Origin of the sequence: Micromonospora sp. NPDC048930 (assembly GCF_043197935.1) — a bacterium.
Lineage (GTDB): Bacteria > Actinomycetota > Actinomycetes > Mycobacteriales > Micromonosporaceae > Micromonospora.
The window spans coordinates 39,933-60,240 of the sequence record NZ_JBICUB010000024.1; the positions used below are offsets into that span (position 1 = coordinate 39,933).

Genomic DNA, 20,308 nt, shown 5'->3' on the forward strand with positions numbered 1-20,308 from the left:
TGGGCCCTCAACCGGGTCGAGGGTCAAGCGACCGCACCCCCGTCGAGCACCCGGAAGGTGATGCCGGCCCGCACCAGCCGGTCCAGCAGGGCGTCTCCCATCGCGGTCACCGTGGTCACCTGCCCGGCGGTCTTCGGCAGGTCGTCGAAGGCCAGGCAGAGGGCCGACTCGGCGAGCATCTTGGCGGTCTCGTCGTACCCGGGGTCGCCGCCGGCCACCTCCGTGCGTACCGTCCGGCCGCCGCCGGTGCCGAGGAACCGGACCCGGAACCAGGACTTCGCCCGCTGCTCGGCGCTCGGCCCCTGCCCCGAGGAGAGCCGGCCGAGCAGCCAGCGCCGGGTGGGCGGCAGCTTCACCAGCCCGACCAGCGCGCCCATGCCCACCCCGGCGGCCACGATGGTGGGCAGCCGCTTCACCGCGGCGAAGTGGCGGTAGCGGAAGTCCGGACCGTACTCCGGGCGGGCGGCCGCCGAGCGGCGGACCACCTGCGGGTCGATGGTGGGCAGCGGCACCGCCCACAGGCCGAACTCCCGCACCCGCCCCACCTTTCCCGGCACGGCGCGGATCCGCCGGCCCTCCGGCCGCGGCTCGACCGCCTTGCGCGCCTTCGCCGCCCGGCGCATCTCCCCGGTACGGGAGAACGCGGTGAGCGCCGAGTGGTACGTGCCGGCGGAGAACCGCCCGCCGGCCCGGACGTAGCCGTCCACGGTGACCGGCCCGTCGGTGGGGAGCTGCTTCACGGTGAACCAGGCGCCCAGGTCGTGCGGGATCGAGTCGAAGCCGCAGGCGTGCACCAGCCGGGCCCCGGTGCGCACCGCCTCGGCGTGGTGCCGCACGTACATCAGGTCGACGAACTCCGGCTCGCCGGTGATGTCGAGGTAGTCGGTGCCGGCGGCGGCGCAGGCCGCGACCAGCGGCTCCCCGTGGTGGATGTACGGGCCGACGGTGCTGGCGACCACCCGGGCGCTCTCCGCGACGGCCCGCAGCGACGCCGGGTCGGTCACGTCGGCGGTCAGCAGCGGCAGCTCGGCCAGGCCGGCGTCGATCGCGGCGAGCCGGTCGCGCACCCCGGCCAGCTTGCCCGGGTTGCGTCCGGCGAGCGCCCAGCGCAGCCCGTCCGGGGCGTGCCGGGCCAGGTACTCGGCGGTGAGGCCGCCGGTGAATCCGGTGGCGCCGAAGAGGACGAGATCGTACGGGCGGTCGTCGCGCATCCGCCGAGTGTGCCACCCGCGCCCGCGCGAATCACGGGGAGAAGACCGCCCGGACGCACCCGTCGGCCCGCTCGCGGAACAACGCGTACCCGTCGGCGCCCCGCTCCAGCGGCAGCCGGTGGGTGGCCAGGTGCTCGGTGCGCAGCTCGTCGCGGGCCATCCGGTCCAGCAGGGTCGGGATCCAGCGCTGCCCGTGCTGCTTGGCGCTGCGGACGGTCAGCCCCTTGCTCATCACCGCGCCGAGCGGGAACGCGTCGACGAAGCCGGTCCAGGTGCCGAGCACCACCACCGTGCCGCCCTTGCGGCAGGCGTGCACCGCCTCGCGCAGCGCCAACGGCCGTTCCGCCCCGCCACCCAGCCGGCCGAGCAGCCCCGGCGGGTCGGCCGGCATGCCGACCGCCTCCACGCACACGTCCGGTCCCCGGCCGCCGCTGCGTTCCCGCAGCTCGGCGGCAACGTCCACGGACCGGTAGTTCAGCGGTTCCGCGCCGACGTGCCGCTCGACCATCCGCAGCCGCTCGTGGTGGTCGTCGACGACCACCACCCGGTGCGCCCCGCGGGCCAGGGCCGCCCCGGCGGTGAGCTGGCCGACCGCCCCGGCGCCCCAGACCGCCACCACGTCGCCCGGCGTCACCTCGCCCAGCTCGGCGCCGAGCCACCCGGTCGGCGCGGCGTCCGAGGCGAACACCGCCCGGTCGTCGCTGACCGCCTCCGGCACGGTGAACGCGCCGACGTCGGCGTACGGCACCCGGACGTACTCGGCGTGGCTGCCGGCGAAGCCGCCCAGCCGGGCGGGATGGCCGTAGCAGCCGCCGGTGGGCTGGTCCCAGGCCGACCCGGCCTCCGGCCCACCCGCGGTGGCGTTGTCGCAGCAGGCGAAGAGGCCCTGCCGGCAGAACCAGCAGGCGCCGCAGGCCACCGTCGCGCAGACCACCACCCGGTCGGCGATCCGGTGCCGGCGGACCTCCGACCCCACCTCCACCACCTCGCCGAGGAATTCGTGCCCGAGCACCTCCCCAGCGGCCAGGTACGGAATCCGCCCGGTCAGCAGCGGCAGGTCCGCCCCGCAGGTGACGCTCCGCCGGACCCGGACGATCATGTCCTGCGCGTTGCGCAGCTCCGGGTCGGGGACCTGGCGGACGGCCAGCTCGCCGGCGCCCTCCCAGCAGAGCGCCCTCATCCGGACACCTCGGGCCGGTCGAACCGGGACCGGTCCGCCCGGAGCACCTCGCCGGTCTCGGCGAGCTGCTTGGCCTCCCGCAGCGCCTGCCGGATGAGCCGGCCGGGATCGTCCCCGACCAGGTGGGCGGCCATCCCGGGGAACCCCCGGTCCCCGCCGAGCGGCCGGGCGGCCAGCTCCGTGCCGCGCCCGCCGGGCGCGGGGCGGGCGTACAGCTCGATCGCGCCGTCCAGCCGGCGCAGCGGCTCCGGCCACCGGCCGGGCGGGAGCACCTCCTCGGGCCGGCCGGCCACCGTCACCACCTGCCAGCGCCCGGGCCGCGGGTCGGTCCCGGCCGCGCGGGGCCGGCGCTCCCGCCGGCGTACGAGGCGGCGTGCGGCTGACGCCGCGAGGCGCGTCCCGGCGCCGGCCAACCGTCCCATCCGTCCCACCTGCCCCTCCCGTCGGCACCGGACGGCCGTTCTGCCGCACACCGAGTCGATCACGGCCAGCGGCGTCCCGCCCCGTGCCTTCAGCGTCCGCCGAAGCAGGGTGAAGCGGGTTCGCCCCGAAGGGGTGAACTCGCCCGCGCCGGGTAACCGCTCCCCGCACCTGGGGAGCGGACGCGACGGGGGAGGGCCCGCATGCCGGAACAGGCGGACCGCGTCGAGGTCGCCGAGACGTCGACCGACCTCACGGCGCCGGTGGGCGACGAAGCACCGGCCGGCGTCACGGGGCCGGCGGTCGGCAGCGGGCTGACGGGCACGACCGGGACGGGCACGACCGCGACGGACGCGACCGCGAGGGGCGCGACCGGTCCGGCCGGGGCCGCCGTCGGATCCGCCGGGGGAACCACGCCCGTGAACCCACCGTTGCTGGCGTCGCGGCTGGCCGCACCCGCGCCGCCCGAGCCGCTGCTGGTCCGGCCGCGGCTGCTGGACCGGTTGGATCAGGGGGTGGCCGGGCCGGTCACGCTCGTCTCCGGGCCGGCCGGCTGGGGGAAGAGCACCCTGCTGGCCTCCTGGGCCCGGGCCTCCCGGGCCGAGCCACCGCCGGCCTGGGTGTCGGTGGAGGACGGGGACACCGGGGAGCGGCTCTGGTCGTACCTGGCAGCGGCGCTGCGGGCCGCCGTCGCTGGCGAGTCGGACGAGCAGCCGCCGGTGCCGGACGTCCCGCCCCGACCGGACCAGCTCGAACTGCTCGCCGCGGCGCTCGCCGCACGGGAGCGCCCGGTGCTGCTGGTCCTGGACGACCTGCACCGGATCACCGACCCGGCCGCGCTGACCGGGCTGGAGTTCCTGCTCCGGCACGCCGAGGGGCGGCTGCGGCTGGTGGTCGGGGCGCGGACCGAACCGGCGCTGGCCCTGCACCGGTGGCGGTTGGCCGGGGAGCTGACCGAGCTGGGCCCGGACGAGTTGGCGTTCACCGACGACGAGGTGGCCGACCTGCTGGTGGCGCACGCGGTGCCGCTGCCCGCGGCGGCGGTGCCCCGGTTGCGGGAGCGCACCGCCGGCTGGCCGGCCGGGCTGCGCTTCGCCGCGCTGGCCCTGCGCGCCCAGGCCGACCCGGCGCGGGCGGTGGAGCGGTTCGGCGGCGAGCAGCCGGACGTCGCCGGCTACCTGCGCGACGAGGTGCTCGCTCCGCTGGACCCGGACGCCCGGGACGTGCTGCGGCACAGCGCCGTGGCGGCGGCCGTCTGTGCCGACCTGGCGGACGCGGTGACCGGGCGGTCCGACGCCGGCCAACTCCTCGCCGACCTGGCCCGGGCGGGCGGTTTCCTCGAGCAGGACGGCGGGAGCCCGCCCTGGTACCGGTGCCACCCGCTGCTGGCCGACCTGCTCCGGGACGAGCTGGGCCGGCTGCCCGCCGACGAGCTGCGCGACCTGCACCTGCGGGCCGCCGGCTGGTACGCGGGCAACGGCCGGCCGGCGGAGGCGCTGCGGCACGCGCTGGCCGGGGGCGAGTGGAACCGGGCCACGGAGCTGCTGATCGCCCGGTGGCCGGAGCTGGTGCCGTACGACCCGGACGCGCCGGCCGGGCCGCCCCCGGCCGAGCCGCCCGCCGAGGCGGTCCGCCGGGACCCCGAACTGGCGCTGGCCTGTGCCGCCGAGCGGGCGTACGCCGGTGACGTCGAGTCCGCGGCCGGGCACCTGCGCCGCGCCGCCGGGTACGCCCGCGACCTGCCCGCCCCGCACCGGGACCGGTTCCGCCGGCTGGCCGCCGCGCTGGACCTCACCCTGGCCCGGCTCACCGGCGACCACGAGGAGGTACGCCGGGCCGCCGCACGGCTGCTCGCCACCGGCCCCGCCCCGGCCGGACCAGGCGACGATCCGCGGGCCGGGGTGGGGGAGGACGCCGACGCCCGGGCGGTCGCCGGCACCGCCCTCGGCCTGGTCGCGCTGGCCGAGGGGGAGCTGTCCACCGCCGGGGAGCGGTTCGCCGAGGCGCTCGCCGCCGCCCGGCAGGCGGGCCGGCCGCGTACCGAACTGGTCTGCGCCAGCCGGTCGGCGGTGCTGGACGCGGCCCGGGGCGACCTGCGGGCGGCCGAGCGGACCGCCCGGGAGAGCCTGGCGATGCCCGTCTGCCAGGGTTGGTCCTCCCGGCTGGACTGCGGGTACGCGTACCTGGCGCTGGCCCTGGTGGCGTGGCACCGGGACGAGCCGACGGAGGCGGCGGCGAACCTGACCCTCGCCGGCCCGGCGACGGCGGAGCCCGGCGCGGCGGCGCTGGCCGTGCTCTGCCGGGCCGAGCTGCTGGCCGCGGACGGCGAGCCGGCCGCCGCCCTGCGGGCCCTGGCCGCGGCCCGGGAGACCGCGCCCGGCCCGGAGCTGGCGGTCTGGCTCACCGCGAGCGAGGCGCAGCTGCGTGCCCTGGTCGGCGACGTGGACAGCGCTCGCGCCCTGCTCACCGACGCGCTCGGCCGGCTGACCGACGCCGGCCCGGCCGGACCGGTCGCCGACGGCCCGCCGGGCGACCCGACCGGCGGCGACGGCGCGCCGCGCGCCGTCGGCTCCGCTCCGACGACGGGTGGGGACGCCGCGGCGACCGCACTCCAGGGCGGTCAGGTGACCGGCGGGGGCACCCCCGCCGGCGGCGCGGCCGACCGGCGCGCGGCGGCGCTCGGGGTGGCGTTGGCCCAGGCGGAGCTGCGGGGTGGCGATCCCCGGGCCGCGGGCCGGACGCTGCCGGACTGGGCCGGCCCCGCCGCCGGGTCCTGGCCGCTGCCGCTGCGGCTGGCGGCCGGCCTCCTGGACGCGGTCGTCGCCCACGACGGGGGCGACGACCGGCGGGCCGGGCGGGTCCTGGAGCAGGTGCTCGACCTGGCCGGGCCGGAGGGCTACCGGCGGGTCTTCACCCGCGCCGGGCCGGGGGTACGCGACCTGCTCGCCGTCCATCTGGACTCCGGCACGGCGCACTGGGCGACGGTGAGCGACCTGGTCCGCGGGGCGGACGAGCGGCGGGCCGACGCGCCGGCCGAGCGGTCGGGCGGGCCGGCGCGGACGCTGGACGAGCCGCTCACCGAACGGGAGCTGACCATCCTCCGCTACCTGCAGAGCATCCTGTCCAACGTGGAGATCGCCAGCGAGTTGTCCCTGTCGGTCAACACGGTGAAGACCCACGTCCGCAACATCTACCGCAAGCTCGACGCGACCCGCCGGCGCGAAGCGGTCCGGCGGGCGCGCGAACTACGGCTCATCTGACGGCGTAGCCGTCCGCCAGGCTCATCTGACGCGTAGCCGTCCGTCAGGGCTCGGCCGAGTCAGGCGGTGGCGGCGGCGTCCACGGCGGCCAGCAGGTCCGCCAGGTCGTAGCCGCCGTCGTGGCGGACCTCGTTGACGAAGAGCGTCGGGGTGGCGTTCACCCCGCTGCGGATGCCGCCGACGAAGTCCCGGCGGACCCGGTCGGCGTGGGCCTGCCGCCCCACCTCCGCGCCGACCTCCTCGGGCGGCAGCCCGAGCTGCTCGACCCCGAGCGACAGGTGCACCGGGTCCAGCTGGTCCTGGTGCTCGTAGAGCCAGTCGTGCATCTCCCAGAACCGTTCCCGCCGGCCGGCGGCCTCGGCCGCCTCGGCGGCGTTCTCCGCGTACGGGTGCACGTTGGCGATGGGGAAGTGCCGGTAGACCAGCCGCACGGTGTCGGCGCGCTGGCGCAGCACCTCGGCCAGGTTCCGGTACGCGGCCCCGCAGAACCGGCACTGGAAGTCGCCGTACTCGACGATGGTGACCGGTGCGTCGGCCGGCCCGCGGGCGTGGTCCGTCTCGGTCACCGGGATCCGCAGCCTGGCGGTGGTGACCTGCAGTGGCGTCGTCATCCGGCCGTCACCCGCCGATCTTTCGGATCAGTCATGGTTCCCAGCCTCGTCCGCGGCGGGGTGAGCGGGGATCACCCGCCCGGGGTGGTTCGCCTCAGCGCCCCACCGTGACGTGGTTGTGCACCTCGCGGATGCCGGGGGCGGACCAGACCACCCGTTCGATCTCCTCGCGTTCGGGGATCGAGTGCACCAGGCCCGCCAGCACGGCCGTGTCGCCGTGCACGCGCACGCTGATCCCCTCCGCCTCGGTGGCGCGGTTGCGGGCCAGCGCGTCCACGATCCGCTCGGCCAGGTCGTGCCCGTCGGCCCGCACGGCCGGCCGGACGATGATCCCGTTGCTCACCCCGCGTACGCCGGTGAGCCGGCCGACCGCCCGCTCGGCGGCCCGCCGCTGGTACTCCCACTCGACCTCGCCGTGCAGGGTGACCCAGCCGTCGGCGACGGTCACGTCCAGCGCCTCGATCGGCACGAACGCGTCCCACTCCAGGGCCCGGCTGGCGGCGGTGGCGATCTCCGGGTCGCTCTTCTCCGCGGAGGTGGCGATCCGGACGGCGAGGTCGTTGGCGACCGCCCGGACCCGGGCCACCCGGTGCGCGGCCCGCTCGGCGGCCCACTTCTTGGCGTAGCTGTCCACCGAGCCGGTCAGCGTCACCACCCCTTCGGTGACGGTCACCCCGATCTCGTTGGGGCGTACCCGGGGTTCCCAGGTCAGCTCGTCGAGGACGTCGGACTGGATGTCCTGGTCGGTACGGGTGATCGTCGCGGTGGCCATGCGGTGGCTCCCTCCCGGATCGGTTCGCGGCGCGGGCCCTCGGGCGGCGGTGCCGGCACGGAGGTCCGCACCACGATCCTGTCCGTACCCCGGGTGACCTGCCTTCACCCACTCCGGGTGAGCGGAGTTAGTTGGGAGCGCTTCCAAATTCGGGGCGGCAGCGGTTAGGGTGAATGTCCCTCGGCCTGCGGGAGCCGGAGCACGCCGACGGGGAGCCCGGGCAGCTCCCCACGACCCCCTGCGGCCGTCCGGCCTCGGCGCGTGTCACGCCCGCCGCGACCCGGCCCCGTCGCTCCCGTCCCCGCCACCCGGGCAACCGAGAGGAACCCGCCCATGCGCAGAAGTCTCGCCGGCGCGGCCGCCGCCGCGCTGGCCGCCGCCGCGGCGGCCGTCGTCGTGCAGTTCGCCGCCACCCCCGCCACGCCGGCCGCCGCCGCCTCGGCCGAGCCGTACACCTGGAAGAACGTCCGGATCGACGGCGGCGGCTTCGTGCCCGGCATCGTCTTCAACCCGACCGAGAAGAACCTGATCTACGCGCGCACCGACATCGGCGGGGCGTACCGCTGGGAACAGTCCACCCAGTCGTGGACGCCGCTGCTGGACTGGGTCGGCGCGGACCGGTGGGGCTGGAACGGGGTGGTCAGCCTCGCCACCGACCCCGTGCAGACCAACCGGGTGTACGCGGCGGTCGGCATGTACACCAACGACTGGGACCCGAACAACGGGGCGATCCTGCGCTCCACCGACAAGGGCGCCACCTGGCAGGCCACCGAGCTGCCGTTCAAGAACGGCGGGAACATGCCCGGCCGCGGCATGGGCGAGCGGCTCGCGGTCGACCCGAACAAGAACAGCATCCTCTACTACGGCGCCGAGGGCGGCAACGGCCTGTGGCGCAGCACCGACTACGGGGCGACCTGGGCCAGGGTCACCAACTTCCCGAACGTCGGCAACTACCGGGCCGACCCGAACGACAGCAGCGGCTACCAGAGCCAGAACCAGGGCCTGACCTGGGTCGCCTTCGACAAGAGCACCGGCACGGCCGGCACCGCCACGCAGACCGTCTACGTCGGCGTGGCGGACAAGCAGAACCCGGTCTACCGGACCACGAACGGCGGCGCCACCTGGGAGCGGATCGCCGGCCAACCCACCGGCTACCTGGCCCACAAGGGCGTGGTCGACCCGGTCGGCGGCTACCTCTACATCGCCACCAGCGACACCGGCGGCCCGTACGACGGCGGCAAGGGTGACGTGTGGAAGTTCAACCGGGCCACCGGGGCCTGGACGCAGATCAGCCCGGTCCCGTCGGCCAGCAGCGACGCCTACTTCGGCTACTCCGGGCTCACCATCGACCGGCAACACCCGAACACCATCATGGTCGCCACCCAGATCTCCTGGTGGCCGGACGCGATCTTCTGGCGCAGCACCGACGGCGGCGCGACCTGGACCCGGATCTGGGACTGGTCCAGCTACCCGAACCGCAGCAAGAAGTACACGATGGACATCAGCTCGGTGCCTTGGCTGACCTTCGGCACCAACCCGTCCCCGCCCGAGGAGACCCCGAAGCTGGGCTGGATGAACGAGTCGGTGGAGATCGACCCGTTCGACAGCAACCGGATGATGTACGGCACCGGCGCGACCATCTACGGCACCACCGATCTGACGAAGTGGGACACCGGCGACACGGTCACCATCAAGCCGATGGTCAAGGGGCTGGAGGAGACCGCCGTGCTCGACCTGGTCAGCCCGCCGTCGGGCGCCCCGCTGGTCAGCGCGCTCGGCGACATCGGCGGCTTCCGCCACACCGATCTGGCCGCCGTGCCGCCGATGATGTTCACCCAGCCGACCTTCACGAGCACCACCAGCCTCGACTACGCCGAGACCAAACCGGCGGTGCTGGTCCGGGCCGGCAACTTCACCGACGCCGACCGGCCCAACGACAGCCACGTGGCCTTCTCCACCGACGGCGGCACCAACTGGTTCCAGGGCACCGAACCCGCCGGCATCAACAGCGGCGGCACGGTGGCCGCGTCCGCCGACGGCAGCCAGTTCGTCTGGGCCCCCGGCGACGCCGGCCAGCAGGTCGTCCGCTCGGTCGGCTTCGGCAACTCGTGGACGGCCGCCACCGGCATCCCGGCCAACGCCACGGTCGAGTCCGACCGGGTCAACCCGAACAAGTTCTACGGCGTCAGCAACGGCAGGTTCTACGTCAGCACCAACGGCGGGGCGGCCTTCACCGCCACCGCGGCGACCGGCCTGCCCACCACCGGGGTCAAGTTCAAGGCGCTACCGGGCGTCGAGGGCGACCTCTGGCTGGCCGGCGAGGGCGGCCTGTGGCACTCCACCAACTCGGGCGCGAGCTTCACCAAGGTGACCGGCGTGTCCGCGTCGGTGAACGTCGGCTTCGGCAAGGCCGCGCCCGGGAGGACGTACCCGGCGCTGTTCGTGATCGGCACCGTGGACGGCCGGCACGGCGTCTACCGCTCCGACGACACCGGCGCGAGCTGGGTGCGGATCGACGACGACCAGCACCAGTACGGCAACGCCGGTGAGGCGCTGACCGGTGACCCCCGCGTCTACGGCCGGGTCTACCTCGGCACCAACGGCCGGGGCATCCTGGTGGCGGACCGGCTCGGCGGCACGCCCAGCCCGACACCCACCTCGGCCAGCCCGTCCCCGACGTCGCCGAGCCCGTCGCCCACCTCGCCCAGCCCGTCACCGACGTCCCCGAGTCCGTCGCCCACCTCGCCCAGCCCGTCGCCGACCGGCAGCGGCTGCGCGGCGACGTACGCGGTGACCAACTCCTGGCCGGGCGGCTTCCAGGCCGAACTCACGGTCCGCAACTCCGGCACCGCCCCGATCGCCGGGTGGACCCTGTCCTGGACCTTCGCGGACGGGCAGCGGATCACCCAGCTCTGGAACGGGTCGTACACCCAGTCCGGAGCGGCGGTGACCGTCCGGGACGCCGGCTGGAACGGCAGCCTGGGCGTCGGCGGGAGCACGACCGCCGGCTTCACCGGCAGCTGGACCGGCGCGAACCGGGTGCCCGCGGTGTCCTGCACCGCCCGTTGAACCACCCGAAGCGCGGTGGCCGTCCCGTCCGCGGGGCGGCCGCCGCCGCGTCCGGGCCCGCCGCGGTCGATCTTGGTGGGTAGGCTCGGCCTCCCGGACCCGTGACGAGAGGGGTACGTCCGATGCATCCGATCAGGAGCGCCTACCTGACCGCCGCCCGCTCGGCGGTGGCGCTGCTCGCCGACCCGGCGGTGACCGGGCAGTGGGACGCGCCGAGCGCCCTCGCGGAGTTCCGGGTCGGCGGGCTCGCCGGCCACCTCGCCTTCCAGATCCTCGCCGTGCCCGCAGTGCTCGCCGAGCCGGTCCCGGCGGGCGAGCCGGTCGGCCTGCTCGACCACTACGCCCGGGGCACCTGGATCGGCGCGCCGGTCGACGACGAGGTGAACGTGGGCATCCGCGCCTCGGGGGAGCGGGTCGCCGCCGACGGCCCGGAGGCGTTGCTGGCGGCGGCCCGGGCCGCGGTCGACGAGCTGGCCGCCGTGCTGCCGGCCGAACCGGCGGGGCGGGTCGTGCACCTGGCCCGGGGGCCGTGGTCACTGACCCTGGACGACTACCTCACCACCCGGTTGATGGAGCTGGCCGTGCACTCCGACGACCTGGCGGTGAGCGTCGGCGTACCGACCCCGGAGCTGCCCGCCGAGACGCTGGACCCGGTGCTGGCGCTGCTCGCCCGCCTCGCCGTACGCCGGCACGGTCAGCCCGCCGTGCTCCGCGCGCTCAGCCGCGCCGAGCGGGCGCCGGCGAACGTCACCGCCTTCTGAGGCACGAGCGGCGGCGTCCCCCCGGGCCCGGGGGGACGCCGCCGCGTCGTCGGGGCCGGTCAGCCGTCCAGGCCGACGGGGGAGTCCGGGCGGTCGACGTCCACGAACTCGATGTCGTCCAGCTCACGGGCCCGGCTGCCGGCGGCCCGGGCGGCGGTGCCGGCGGCCCAGCCGAGCGCCGCGCCGGCCAGGGCCGCGGCGATCAGCAGCGTCCAGGGCAGCGCCGGCCGGCGGCCGGCGAGCGCGTCGAAGGCGAGGCTGGCCCGGCGGCGGGCCTCCTCGGCGGCCGAGCCGACCACATCGGTGGCGTCGTCGGCCAGCCCGGAGCCGTTGCGGCGGGCGGAGCGGGCGGCGTCCTTGACGGTGTCCCCGGCGGAGTCGAGGGCGGAGATCAGGTGCTGCCACGCCTGGTCGGCGATCCGCTCGGGCTTGCTCCGGCGGTCCAGCAGGGTGCTTCCGAACATCGTGCTACCTCCTCGGGGTGCCGGAGGTCCGGCGGGGCCGGACTCCGGTGCTCATCCGGCGCGTGACGGTATGCTCACGGGCCCTGTGCCCGGCCCGGATCGGGCGCAAACCACCCCGGAGGGCCGGGAGCCGCCGGATCGCGCAGTTCGGGAGGAAGCCGCCGAACGCGCCGGGGTCGGCTACCAGCCGGACGGGCGAGGGACCGCTACCCTGGGTCGGCGGATCGGCCGGGCAGGGTCGATCGTTGAAGATTCCGAAGACTTGTCGCAGGGAAAATAGGAACTGGAAGGTCCGGATTGGGAATGCCCAGCTGTGCCCAGTCCGCGAATTGCTCATCCCGAGGGGTGGCGACCGAGGCCATCGGAGGAATACTCTCGGTCGCGGCCCGCGTACTGATGAGGCGCCCGTACGGGCGAGTGGAGGTGCTCGCGTGAGCCTGTCGATCGTGAAGTCGGTTCTGCCGGGTGGTGTCATCCAGATCGCCCCGCGGGGCGAGATCGACGTCGATACCGCGTACGAGGTACGGGAGGCGATCGCCGAGGTGCTCGCGAAGGGCCGCCCCGCCCGGATCGAGCTGAACATGCGGCTGGTCACCTTCATCGACTCGGTCGGCATCAGCGCCATGGTGGCCGGTTTCCAGACCGCCGAGGTCAGCGGCGTCAAGCTGGTGGTCACCGAGCCGAGCCGCTTCGTGCACCGGCAGCTCTGGGTCACCGGCCTGCTCGGCCTCTTCGGCGCCCCCGAGCCCTACTTCGCCGACAGCGGCTCCGAGGTGCTTCCCGGCGCCTGATCCCGCACCCGTCGGGCGGGGGCGCGCCCCGCTCAGCCATCGAGGCCGGACAGGTCCACGTCCGCGGCCTCGGTGACCGCCCGGACGGCGGTGACCGTGGCGTACCCGGCGGCGAGCAGGGCCAGGTCCGTGCCCGGCGGGACGGACTGCCCGGGCTCCTCCAGCGAGGTGCGGACGAACCCGTGGCCCGTCTCGGCGACGGTCATCTGCACCTGACCGAAGCCGGCCAGCGAGCCCCGGCGCACCCCGAGCAGCCGCCCGTACGGCAGGTCCGGGGCGTTGACGTTGAGGACGCTCTCCGCCGGCCCGGCCAGCAGCCGGGGCAGCAGGTCCAGGGCGACCCGGGCGGCGGTGGACCAGTGCCGTTTCGGGTCCCGGACCCGGGCGGCGGCGGCCACCGCGGCCCCGCCGCTGGCCGCGGTGGCCTCCCCGGCGGAGAGCACGTCCAGCGACACCGCCATCGCCCGGCAGCCGTTCGCGGCGGCGGTGAACGCGGCCCCCACGGTGCCCGAGTGCAGCACGGCCCGGCCGGCGTTGGCGCCCCGGTTGATGCCGGAGAGCACCACCGACGGCGGCGGCCCGAACGCGCCGTGCACCGCGATCAGCGCGATGAAGCCGGGCGACCCGCCCACCCCGTACGCGGGCACCCCGGGCAGTCCGGGCAACGGGTGGTCGCGTACCACGACGTGCCCCTCCCGCTCCACCGCGGTCAGCGCGGCGCTGGTGCCGCTCGCCTCCTCCAGCGGCGCGGCCACCACCACCTCCAGCCCCCGGTCCACGGCAGCCCTGGCCAGCGCGCCGATGCCGGCCGCGGCGATGCCGTCGTCGTTGGTCACCAGGATCCGCGGCGTCATCGCTCGGCCGCCTCCCGCTCCGGCATGCCCCACCTCGCAGACCTCCCGGTCGGCCGGTGCCCGGGCCGGCCGGTCGGCGGGCCGGATTCCCCACCCGCCCCGCGTCATGCCGGCGTGGTGCGGGACCTTCGACCGTTGCCAGGCCGGCCCCGGTACGGGACGATCGTGCGGACCGTCGACGGCGAGGGGGAAGGGTTGCTCAGCAGCGACAGCTTCAGCTACACCGTGCAGGCCCGCTGCACCCGGGCGGAGGCTTCCGCCCTGCTCGGCGACCTGACTCGGCAGGGTGAGCTGCATCCGCTGATCGTCCGCGTGCGGGAGTTGCCGCCCCGGCCCGGCGCCCTGGCCAGTTACGCGATCACCGACCGGCTGGAGCTGGGCCCGCTGCACTTCCCCGTCACCTACCAGGCGGACGTGCTGATCGCGAACGAGGACGAGGTGGTGACCGTGGCCCGGCAGCAGCCGGCCACCACGGTGCGCAACCACACCCGGCTGCGGGACGAGCCCGACGGCGTGGTGCGGATCGACGTGGAGATCACCCTCTCCGCCCCGGCGCCCCTGTTCGGGTACGCCTTCCGGCAGGCCCGCGCGGCCCACCTCGGCCTGGCCAGCCGGCTCGGCGCCACCCTGGAGCAGGGGCGCCGGGCCTGACTCACGCGCCCCGGCCGGCCGGCACCGCGCGCCGGGCCGCCGGCACGGTCGCCCGGCGCAGCCGCCCCCACGGCTTGTACGTGGAGAGCACGGTGGCGATAAGCAGCAGGGTGGTGGAGACGCCCGGCGCGACGACCAGGTCGACCCGCAGGTGGGCGTCGGCCGCGGCGCCGAGGTCGCCGAGGTGCCGGACCCGGGGGGTCAGCAGCAGGAGCACCAGCCCGAGCATGACGGTGGTCAGGCCGAACTTGACCAGCACCCAGCGCCAGCGCAGCAGGCCCCAGGGGGTGAGCAGCGCGCTCGCCACCCCGACCAGCCAGACGGCCACGCTGAGCGGCGCGAACAGCCAGGTGACCAGCAGCCCGGCGGTCGGGTAGACCACCTCGGGGTCGGCCCCGCGCAGCCCGGCGATGCCCAGGGTGAGCAGTACCAGGTCCGCGCCGAGCCAGCCCAGCGAGGTGACCAGGTGCAGGGTGAGCAGGGCCTTGCGCCCAGCGGGGGAGAGTCGGCTCATGCTGCCGATCCTGCTTGGCCGGATTCGTCGCGTCGTGGGGCCGGTGTCGACATCCGGCGTACGTCACCGGACGTAGGGTGGCCCGCCAGGGGCGGGCCACCCCGGGTCAGTAGACCGACAGGTGCACGTGGTTGGTGTGGTCGCTGGACGGGTCGCCGTTGCCGCCGCTGTACGCCTTCCACCCGCTGCTCGGCAGCCAGATCTGCTTGTACCAGATCACGTAGAGCACGGCGAGCGCGTCGGAGTTGCGGATGAAGTAGGCCGCCAGGTTGTTGCCGTACGTCTTGTCGCCGCCGGTGGCCACCCCGCCGAAGCCGTCCTGCTGCGCGGCGAAATCGCACGCCCGGCCCTTCGGGTGCTCACCCGAGCCGCTGGGCCGGTAGCAGGAGACGTACCGGGTGAACCCGGCGGCCTTGGCCTGCTGGAGCGCGTGCAGCGTACGCGGGGTGATGCAGCCGTCGGCGGGCGTCGGGTCGTTGACGCTGCACGACTCCGGCGGCCACGAGCCGTCGGCGTTGCGCGGCGCGGGGGTCGCGTTCGCGGTCGACGTGCCGCGGGTGCCGCTGCCGTCCGCGGTCGCCGCCCGCCTGTTGGCCACCTCCAGCGCGTGCTCGGCCTGCTGCTTGCGCTTGGCCATCACCGCGACCTGCTTGCGCTGCTCCTGGATCTCGCCGTTCAGCGCGGCCTGGGTGCGGGTGGCCCGGTCCCGGGTGTCGATCAGGTCGCGCAGTGCCCGGTCCTCGTGGGCGGCGACCTGCTCCAGCGCGGCGGCCCGGTCCAGGAAGCCCTCCGGGCTGCCGGCGCCGAGCAGCGCCGAGGCGGTGCCGAGCCGCCCGCTCCGGTACGCCACCGCGGCGATCTCGCCGACCTTGGCGTCACGGGTGCCCAGCTCGGTGTTGATGGTGGCGAGCTGGGTGTTGAGCTGCTTCTGCCGGGCCACCGAGCGGTTCAACGCGGTCCGCGCCTCCAGCCAGCCCTTGCTGGCCGCGTCGAGCTGGGCGCGCAGGGCCGGGGTGCCGCCCTCGTCGTCGCCGGGCGCGGCGGCGAGCAGGCCGGTCGGGGAAGCCGCCGAGGCGGGGGAGACCGGCAGGGCCGCGACGCCGAGGGCGAGCGCCGCGACGAGCAGGGCCGCCAACCGGGCGACCGTCCGTCGTACAGGTGCCACTGATGGCATTCAGGTGTCCTTCCGTCAACCGCCGACCGGGTTAGCTGACGGGTTCGGGACGGAAGATCCCTACCGCTGACGCGGATGCACCCCAGGTACGTGGTTCCCCGGCTCGCCGTGCTCCGGCGATTAGGCGACGGCCACCTCCGGGCGCCGGTGGGCGCCGCCCGGCGGAGGCCGCGACCGAGCCTACCGGCGGGTCGCCGGGCCGGCCCCGGTCGCGGGGCGGTCAGCGGCGGTCAAAACCGGCATAAGTGCACAATAGCCACTTGGATTTAAGATTGCCCTAATTACCACTCGACTTGCCCGCAGGCCCCGGCGGACGCTCCGGGTTCGATCTGCAACGTGGCGTGCTCGATGCGGAAGTCCTCGTGCAGGGCGGCCCGGGCCGCCGCCAGCACGTCGCCCACCTCCGCGCCGGGAGCCATGGTGAGGTGTGCCGAGGCCACCTCCATGCCGGAGGTGAGCGTCCAGACGTGCAGGTCGTGCACCTCCGCGACGCCGGGCACGGCGGCCAGCCGGTCGTGCACCGCGGTCACCTGGAGGTGTTCCGGGGCGGCCTGCACCAGGATGCGCACCGCGGCCCGGCCGAGCCGCCAGGTGCGCGGCAGGATGAACAGCCCGATCGCGACCGCGACCAGCGGGTCGGCCCACCACCAGTCGGTGAGCGCGATGAGCAGGGCGGCGCCGATCACGCCGAGCGAACCGAGCAGGTCGCCGAGCACCTCCAGGTACGCCCCGCGCAGGTTGATGCTCTCCTCCGCGCCGGAGCGCAGCAGCGCGAAGGCGGCGAGGTTGGCGAGCAGGCCGAGCAGCGCCACGGCGAGCATCGGCCCGGCGAGGACCTCCGGCGGCTCGCCGAACCGGCGGACCGCCTCGACGAGGACGTAGACGGCGACCGCGCCGAGCAGCACCGCGTTGGCCAGGGCGGCCAGCACCTCCAGCCGGTAGAGCCCGAAGGTGCGCTGCGGGTCGGTGTCGGCGCGGCGGGTGGCGGTGATCGCCGCCAGGGCCATCCCGATGCCCAGCACGTCGGTGAACATGTGCCCGGCGTCGGAGAGCAGGGCCAGCGAGCCGGTGGCGAACGCCGCCACCGCCTCGACCAGCATCAGCGCGGAGAGCAGCCCGAACGCGGCCCAGAGCCGACCCCGGTGGCGCTGCGCGGCGTTGGCCACCGCGCCGCTGTGGTCATGACCTGCGCCCACGCCCACACCCTCTCGTCTCTCGCCCCGCCCGGGCTCAATCTATGCTCACATCGCTATGTATGCAAGTGACGGTCGGCTGTCGGCGCCCGTGAGCGGGAGCCGTCGTCAGCCGACCGGGTCGAGCGTGGTGAGGCGCTGGGTGGCCCGGGAGAGCGCCACGTAGAGCGTCCGCACCCCGGAGGGGTCGGCCCGGATCTCGCTCGGGGCGATCAGCGCCACCCCGTCGTACTCCATGCCCTTGGCCTCGAGGCTGGTCACCACCTGGAGCCGGGTGTCGCCGAGGTCGCCCAGCCAGCCGGCCACCTCGTCCCGGCGCGGCACCGGCGTGATCACGCCGACCGTGCCCTCGACCTCGGCCAGCAGCGCGCGGACCGCCGCCACGGTGGCTGGCCGCAGCTCGGCGGGGGACACCGCCAGCTCGACCGGCGCCACCCCGGTGGAGCGCACCGCGGTGGGCAGCGGCAGGTCCGGGTAGAGCCGGCGGATCTCCGCCGCCGCCACCGCGAAGATCTCCGCCGAGTTCCGGTAGTTGGTGGTCAGCTCGTACCGGTACCGGCGGCGGCGGCCCAGCGCCTGGTCGCGGGCCCGGGTCAGCTCCTGCGGGTCGCCCGTCCAGGCGGTCTGCGCCGGGTCGCCGACCACGGTCCAGGAGGCCAGCCGGCCGCGCCGGCCGATCATCCGCCACTGCATCGGCGAGACGTCCTGGGACTCGTCGACCACCACGTGGGCGTAGTCGCGGTAGTCCTCGGGGCGCTCCCGGGCGGCGGCCCGGGCCGCGCGCTGCCGGTCGGCGTACGTGCTCAGCTCGCGGACGCCCCCGGCGAGCTGGAACGGGTCACGCTTCGGCTTCCGCCGCTGGACCGGCTTGCCGAGCAGCGCGTCCAGCTCGTCCAGGAGCGCGATGTCGGCGATGGTCAGCCCCTCGGTGTCCAGGCTCCGGTACGCCTCGGTCAGCAGCCGGATCTCCGTCCCGGACAGCACGCCGCCGGCGTACCGGCGCAGCCGCTCCGGGCGGGCCAGCCAGCCGAGCACGTGCCGGGGGTGCAGCCGGGGCCACCACGCCTTCAGGAACTCGCGGAACTCCGGCCGGTCGATGATCTCGTCCTCGAACGCGGGCTGCTCCGGCAGCCGGCCGATCCGCAGCGTGCGGGCCTGCGCGTACAGGGCGGCCAGCACGGCGTCGAAGGCCGCCCGGCGCACCTCGTTGCGGCGCGCCCCGCGAGGCAGCGCCCGGTCCCGGATGGTGTCCAGCTCGGCCCGCTCCAGCCGGAGCAGCTCACCCCGGTAGAGCAGGCGCAGCTCGGTGGGGGAGTCCGGCACCGCGTCCCGGACCGCGCGCTCCAGCACCCGGCGCATCCGCAGCGAGCCCTTCACCGCCGCCACCTCGGGCGGGTCGGTGCGGGTCGCCGACATGCCGGGGAAGAGCGAGCCGAGCGAGTGCAGGGTGGCGGTCTCCTCGCCGAGCGAGGGGAGCACCGAGGCGATGTACTCGACGAACACCCCGGACGGGCCGACCACCAGGATGCCGCCACCGGCGTACCGGGCCCGGTCGGAGTAGAGCAGGTACGCGGCCCGGTGCAGGGCCACCGCCGTCTTGCCGGTGCCCGGCCCGCCCGAGACGATCGTGACGCCGCTGCCGGGCGAGCGGATCGCCTCGTCCTGCTCCCGCTGGATGGTGGCGACGATGTCCCGCATGCCCCGCCCGGTGGCCCGGGACAGGGTGGCCAGCAGCGCCCCGTCGCCGACCACCGCCAGGTCCGGCGGCGCCGACTCCGGGTCCAACAGGTCGTCCTCGATCCGGGTGACCTTCTCCCCGGACGACTGGATGGTGCGCCGGCGTACCACGCCCATCGGCTCTGCGGGGGTGGCCTGGTAGAACGCCGCGGCGGCGGGCGCCCGCCAGTCCACCACCAGCGTCTCGGCCTGCTCGCCGCGCACCCCGAGCCGCCCCACGTGCAGCACCTGCCCGGTGCGCAGGTCCAGGCGGCCGAAGACCAGCCCCTCGTGCTCGGCGTCCAGCACGTACCGGCGCTGGGCCGCGTGGAAGACCATCGCGTCCCGTTCCACCAGCGCGCCGAAGTTGCCGACCCGGGCCAGCCGGTAGCCCTCCCGCTCGGCCTCGGCGGCCGCGCGGCGCAGCTCCGCGAGCCGGGCGTACACCCGGTCGAGATGCCGCTGCTCGACGGCGATCTCCCGGTCCAGGGTGGTCTGGTCGCTCAACGCGGGGGCTCCTGATGGTCACGTGGCGGGCACGGCGGGCTGAATGAGGGTACGGGCCGGCGTCGCGGCCCCTGTCGGGGCCATGCCGTCGCCGGGTGTTCCGCCCGTGCCGGTTGCCCGTTATCCGGCCGTTCCCACCCGTGGTCCGGCCGGTCCCGCCGACCGGTCGCCCCGCGCGGCCGACGCCGGGCAGGTCGCCGGGGTCCGCCCCGGGCGGGCCGGGCCGGCCGGCCGGGTCAGGGCGCGGTCGAGCACCGCGGCGAGGGCCGCGTTGACCTCGTCGGGGCGTTCCATCATGAGCATGTGCCCGGCACCGGAGCAGACGGTCAGCTCGGTGGTGAGCAGCGCCGCGGCGATCGACTCGGCGCACGGCGGCGGGGTGAGCCGGTCCCGGTCGCCGACCAGCGCGGCGGCCGGCAGGTCGCCGAGCGCGGCCAGGGTGTCCAGCCGGTGCTGGGCGCCGATCGAGGCGCGGAACCCGCCGATCGAGCGGAGCGAGGCGTGCGCCACCGCCGAGGTGACCAGCCGGATGTCGGCCGGGTCGCAGCGGTCGCCGAAGAGCATCCAGCGGATGCTCGGCCGCAGCGCGCGCAGCAGCGCGTGCGGGGGACGCCAGGCGCCGCACCGGGCCAGCACTCCGGCGCCGGTGGTCTCGGCGAGCCGGATCAGCCGGGCGACCCGGGGCGACAGCCCGTACGCGGTGTGGGTGTGCCCCTCGGCGGTCGTGGAGACGAAGACCAGCCCGGCGGTCCGGGCGGCGAAGTGCCCGGGGTGGCGGTGCGCGTACTCCATCACCGTCATCCCGCCCATCGAGTGCCCGACCAGCACGATTCGCCCGGCCGGGGCGACCTCGTCCAGCACCGCGGCCAGGTCGTCGCCGAGCTGGGCCAGGGTGGCCGTGCGCAGCGCCATGCAGCTGGACCGGCCGTGGCCCCGGGCGTCGTAGGTCACCACCCGCACGCGCTCGCCGTAGCGGGCCCGCAGGCCGGCGAGCTGGCGGTGCCAGCTGCGCCCGTCCAGCGTCCAGCCGTGCAGCAGGACCGCGGTGACCTCGGCGTCGGCCGGGCCGGTGGCCTCGACGTGCAGGCGTACGCCGTCGGGAAGCCGTACCTCCAGATGCTCCGGCATGGTCAACCTCCCCCGGGCGGCCGGTGTCGTTC

At 75.7% G+C, this 20,308-nt stretch carries 16 protein-coding genes, 1 pseudogene and 1 riboswitch; of the genes and pseudogenes, 5 read left to right on the plus strand and 12 right to left on the minus strand.

The window, feature by feature from the left end:
* Positions 1 to 23: 23 nt before the first annotated feature.
* Genes ACGFI9_RS34820 through ACGFI9_RS34830 form a run of 3 tightly spaced genes read right to left on the minus strand, consistent with a single transcriptional unit; the run spans position 24 to position 2,813 of the window.
* Positions 24 to 1,211: a saccharopine dehydrogenase family protein gene (locus tag ACGFI9_RS34820; RefSeq protein WP_393184934.1), complete on the minus strand. Its 1,188-nt coding sequence runs from the start codon at positions 1,209 to 1,211 to the stop codon at positions 24 to 26.
* A 31-nt stretch (positions 1,212 to 1,242) separates the two neighbouring features.
* Positions 1,243 to 2,391, minus strand: a complete 1,149-nt coding sequence (locus ACGFI9_RS34825; protein ID WP_393184935.1) for an alcohol dehydrogenase catalytic domain-containing protein — start codon at positions 2,389 to 2,391, stop codon at positions 1,243 to 1,245.
* Positions 2,388 to 2,813: a hypothetical protein gene (locus ACGFI9_RS34830; protein ID WP_393184937.1), complete on the minus strand. Its 426-nt coding sequence runs from the start codon at positions 2,811 to 2,813 to the stop codon at positions 2,388 to 2,390. Before ACGFI9_RS34830 ends, ACGFI9_RS34825 begins: the two co-directional genes overlap by 4 nt.
* A gap of 201 nt (positions 2,814 to 3,014) precedes the next feature.
* Between ACGFI9_RS34830 and ACGFI9_RS34835 the strand changes: the two genes are divergently transcribed.
* Positions 3,015 to 6,071, plus strand: coding sequence for a LuxR C-terminal-related transcriptional regulator (locus ACGFI9_RS34835; protein ID WP_393184939.1), 3,057 nt, complete (start codon positions 3,015 to 3,017; stop codon positions 6,069 to 6,071).
* Positions 6,072 to 6,130: 59 nt separating this feature from the next.
* On the opposite strand, the gene ACGFI9_RS34840 is transcribed toward ACGFI9_RS34835, so the two are convergent.
* Entirely contained in the window at positions 6,131 to 6,682 is a 552-nt protein-coding gene (locus tag ACGFI9_RS34840) for a DsbA family protein (RefSeq protein ID WP_393184941.1), read from the minus strand.
* 94 nt (positions 6,683 to 6,776) lie between these two features.
* Positions 6,777 to 7,454 (minus strand): BON domain-containing protein, encoded by a 678-nt coding sequence (locus ACGFI9_RS34845; protein ID WP_393184943.1) that lies wholly within the window; start codon positions 7,452 to 7,454, stop codon positions 6,777 to 6,779.
* Positions 7,455 to 7,787: 333 nt separating this feature from the next.
* On the opposite strand from ACGFI9_RS34845, the gene ACGFI9_RS34850 reads away from it, so the two are divergent.
* Together ACGFI9_RS34850 and ACGFI9_RS34855 are read left to right on the plus strand one after the other, a co-directional pair.
* Entirely contained in the window at positions 7,788 to 10,523 is a 2,736-nt protein-coding gene (locus tag ACGFI9_RS34850) for a cellulose binding domain-containing protein (RefSeq protein ID WP_393184945.1), read from the plus strand.
* Between the two features lie 122 nt (positions 10,524 to 10,645).
* Positions 10,646 to 11,284 (plus strand): maleylpyruvate isomerase N-terminal domain-containing protein, encoded by a 639-nt coding sequence (locus ACGFI9_RS34855; RefSeq protein ID WP_393184947.1) that lies wholly within the window; start codon positions 10,646 to 10,648, stop codon positions 11,282 to 11,284.
* A gap of 59 nt (positions 11,285 to 11,343) precedes the next feature.
* On the opposite strand, the gene ACGFI9_RS34860 is transcribed toward ACGFI9_RS34855, so the two are convergent.
* Positions 11,344 to 11,748 carry a hypothetical protein gene (locus tag ACGFI9_RS34860; protein WP_393184948.1) on the minus strand — a complete coding sequence of 135 codons (405 nt, stop codon included), beginning with the start codon at positions 11,746 to 11,748 and terminating at the stop codon, positions 11,344 to 11,346.
* A 431-nt stretch (positions 11,749 to 12,179) separates the two neighbouring features.
* On the opposite strand from ACGFI9_RS34860, the gene ACGFI9_RS34865 reads away from it, so the two are divergent.
* Entirely contained in the window at positions 12,180 to 12,539 is a 360-nt protein-coding gene (locus ACGFI9_RS34865; RefSeq protein ID WP_393184951.1) for an STAS domain-containing protein, read from the plus strand.
* A gap of 32 nt (positions 12,540 to 12,571) precedes the next feature.
* Here ACGFI9_RS34865 and surE read toward each other — a convergent pair whose 3' ends face one another.
* On the minus strand, positions 12,572 to 13,393 hold the full coding sequence (gene surE / locus ACGFI9_RS34870; protein WP_393184953.1) for a 5'/3'-nucleotidase SurE: 822 nt from the start codon (positions 13,391 to 13,393) through the stop codon (positions 12,572 to 12,574).
* Between the two features lie 165 nt (positions 13,394 to 13,558).
* On the opposite strand from surE, the gene ACGFI9_RS34875 reads away from it, so the two are divergent.
* Positions 13,559 to 14,044 (plus strand): SRPBCC family protein, encoded by a 486-nt coding sequence (locus ACGFI9_RS34875; RefSeq protein ID WP_393184955.1) that lies wholly within the window; start codon positions 13,559 to 13,561, stop codon positions 14,042 to 14,044.
* A 1-nt stretch (position 14,045) separates the two neighbouring features.
* Here ACGFI9_RS34875 and ACGFI9_RS34880 read toward each other — a convergent pair whose 3' ends face one another.
* The 5 genes and pseudogenes from ACGFI9_RS34880 to ACGFI9_RS34900 form a co-directional block, all read right to left on the minus strand.
* Entirely contained in the window at positions 14,046 to 14,558 is a 513-nt protein-coding gene (locus ACGFI9_RS34880; RefSeq protein ID WP_393184958.1) for a hypothetical protein, read from the minus strand.
* A gap of 106 nt (positions 14,559 to 14,664) precedes the next feature.
* On the minus strand, positions 14,665 to 15,732 hold the full coding sequence (locus ACGFI9_RS34885; protein ID WP_393184959.1) for a coiled-coil domain-containing protein: 1,068 nt from the start codon (positions 15,730 to 15,732) through the stop codon (positions 14,665 to 14,667).
* Positions 15,733 to 15,736: 4 nt separating this feature from the next.
* Positions 15,737 to 15,869: riboswitch (cyclic di-AMP (ydaO/yuaA leader) on the minus strand.
* A 144-nt stretch (positions 15,870 to 16,013) separates the two neighbouring features.
* A complete protein-coding gene (locus ACGFI9_RS34890; protein WP_393184961.1) occupies positions 16,014 to 16,928 on the minus strand; it encodes a cation diffusion facilitator family transporter in 915 nt (304 codons plus the stop codon).
* A gap of 105 nt (positions 16,929 to 17,033) precedes the next feature.
* On the minus strand, positions 17,034 to 19,148 hold the full coding sequence (locus tag ACGFI9_RS34895) for a HelD family protein (RefSeq protein ID WP_393184962.1): 2,115 nt from the start codon (positions 19,146 to 19,148) through the stop codon (positions 17,034 to 17,036).
* A 213-nt stretch (positions 19,149 to 19,361) separates the two neighbouring features.
* Positions 19,362 to 20,276, minus strand: a pseudogene (locus ACGFI9_RS34900) (alpha/beta fold hydrolase); the annotation flags it as partial.
* Between the last annotated feature and the right edge of the window lie 32 nt (positions 20,277 to 20,308).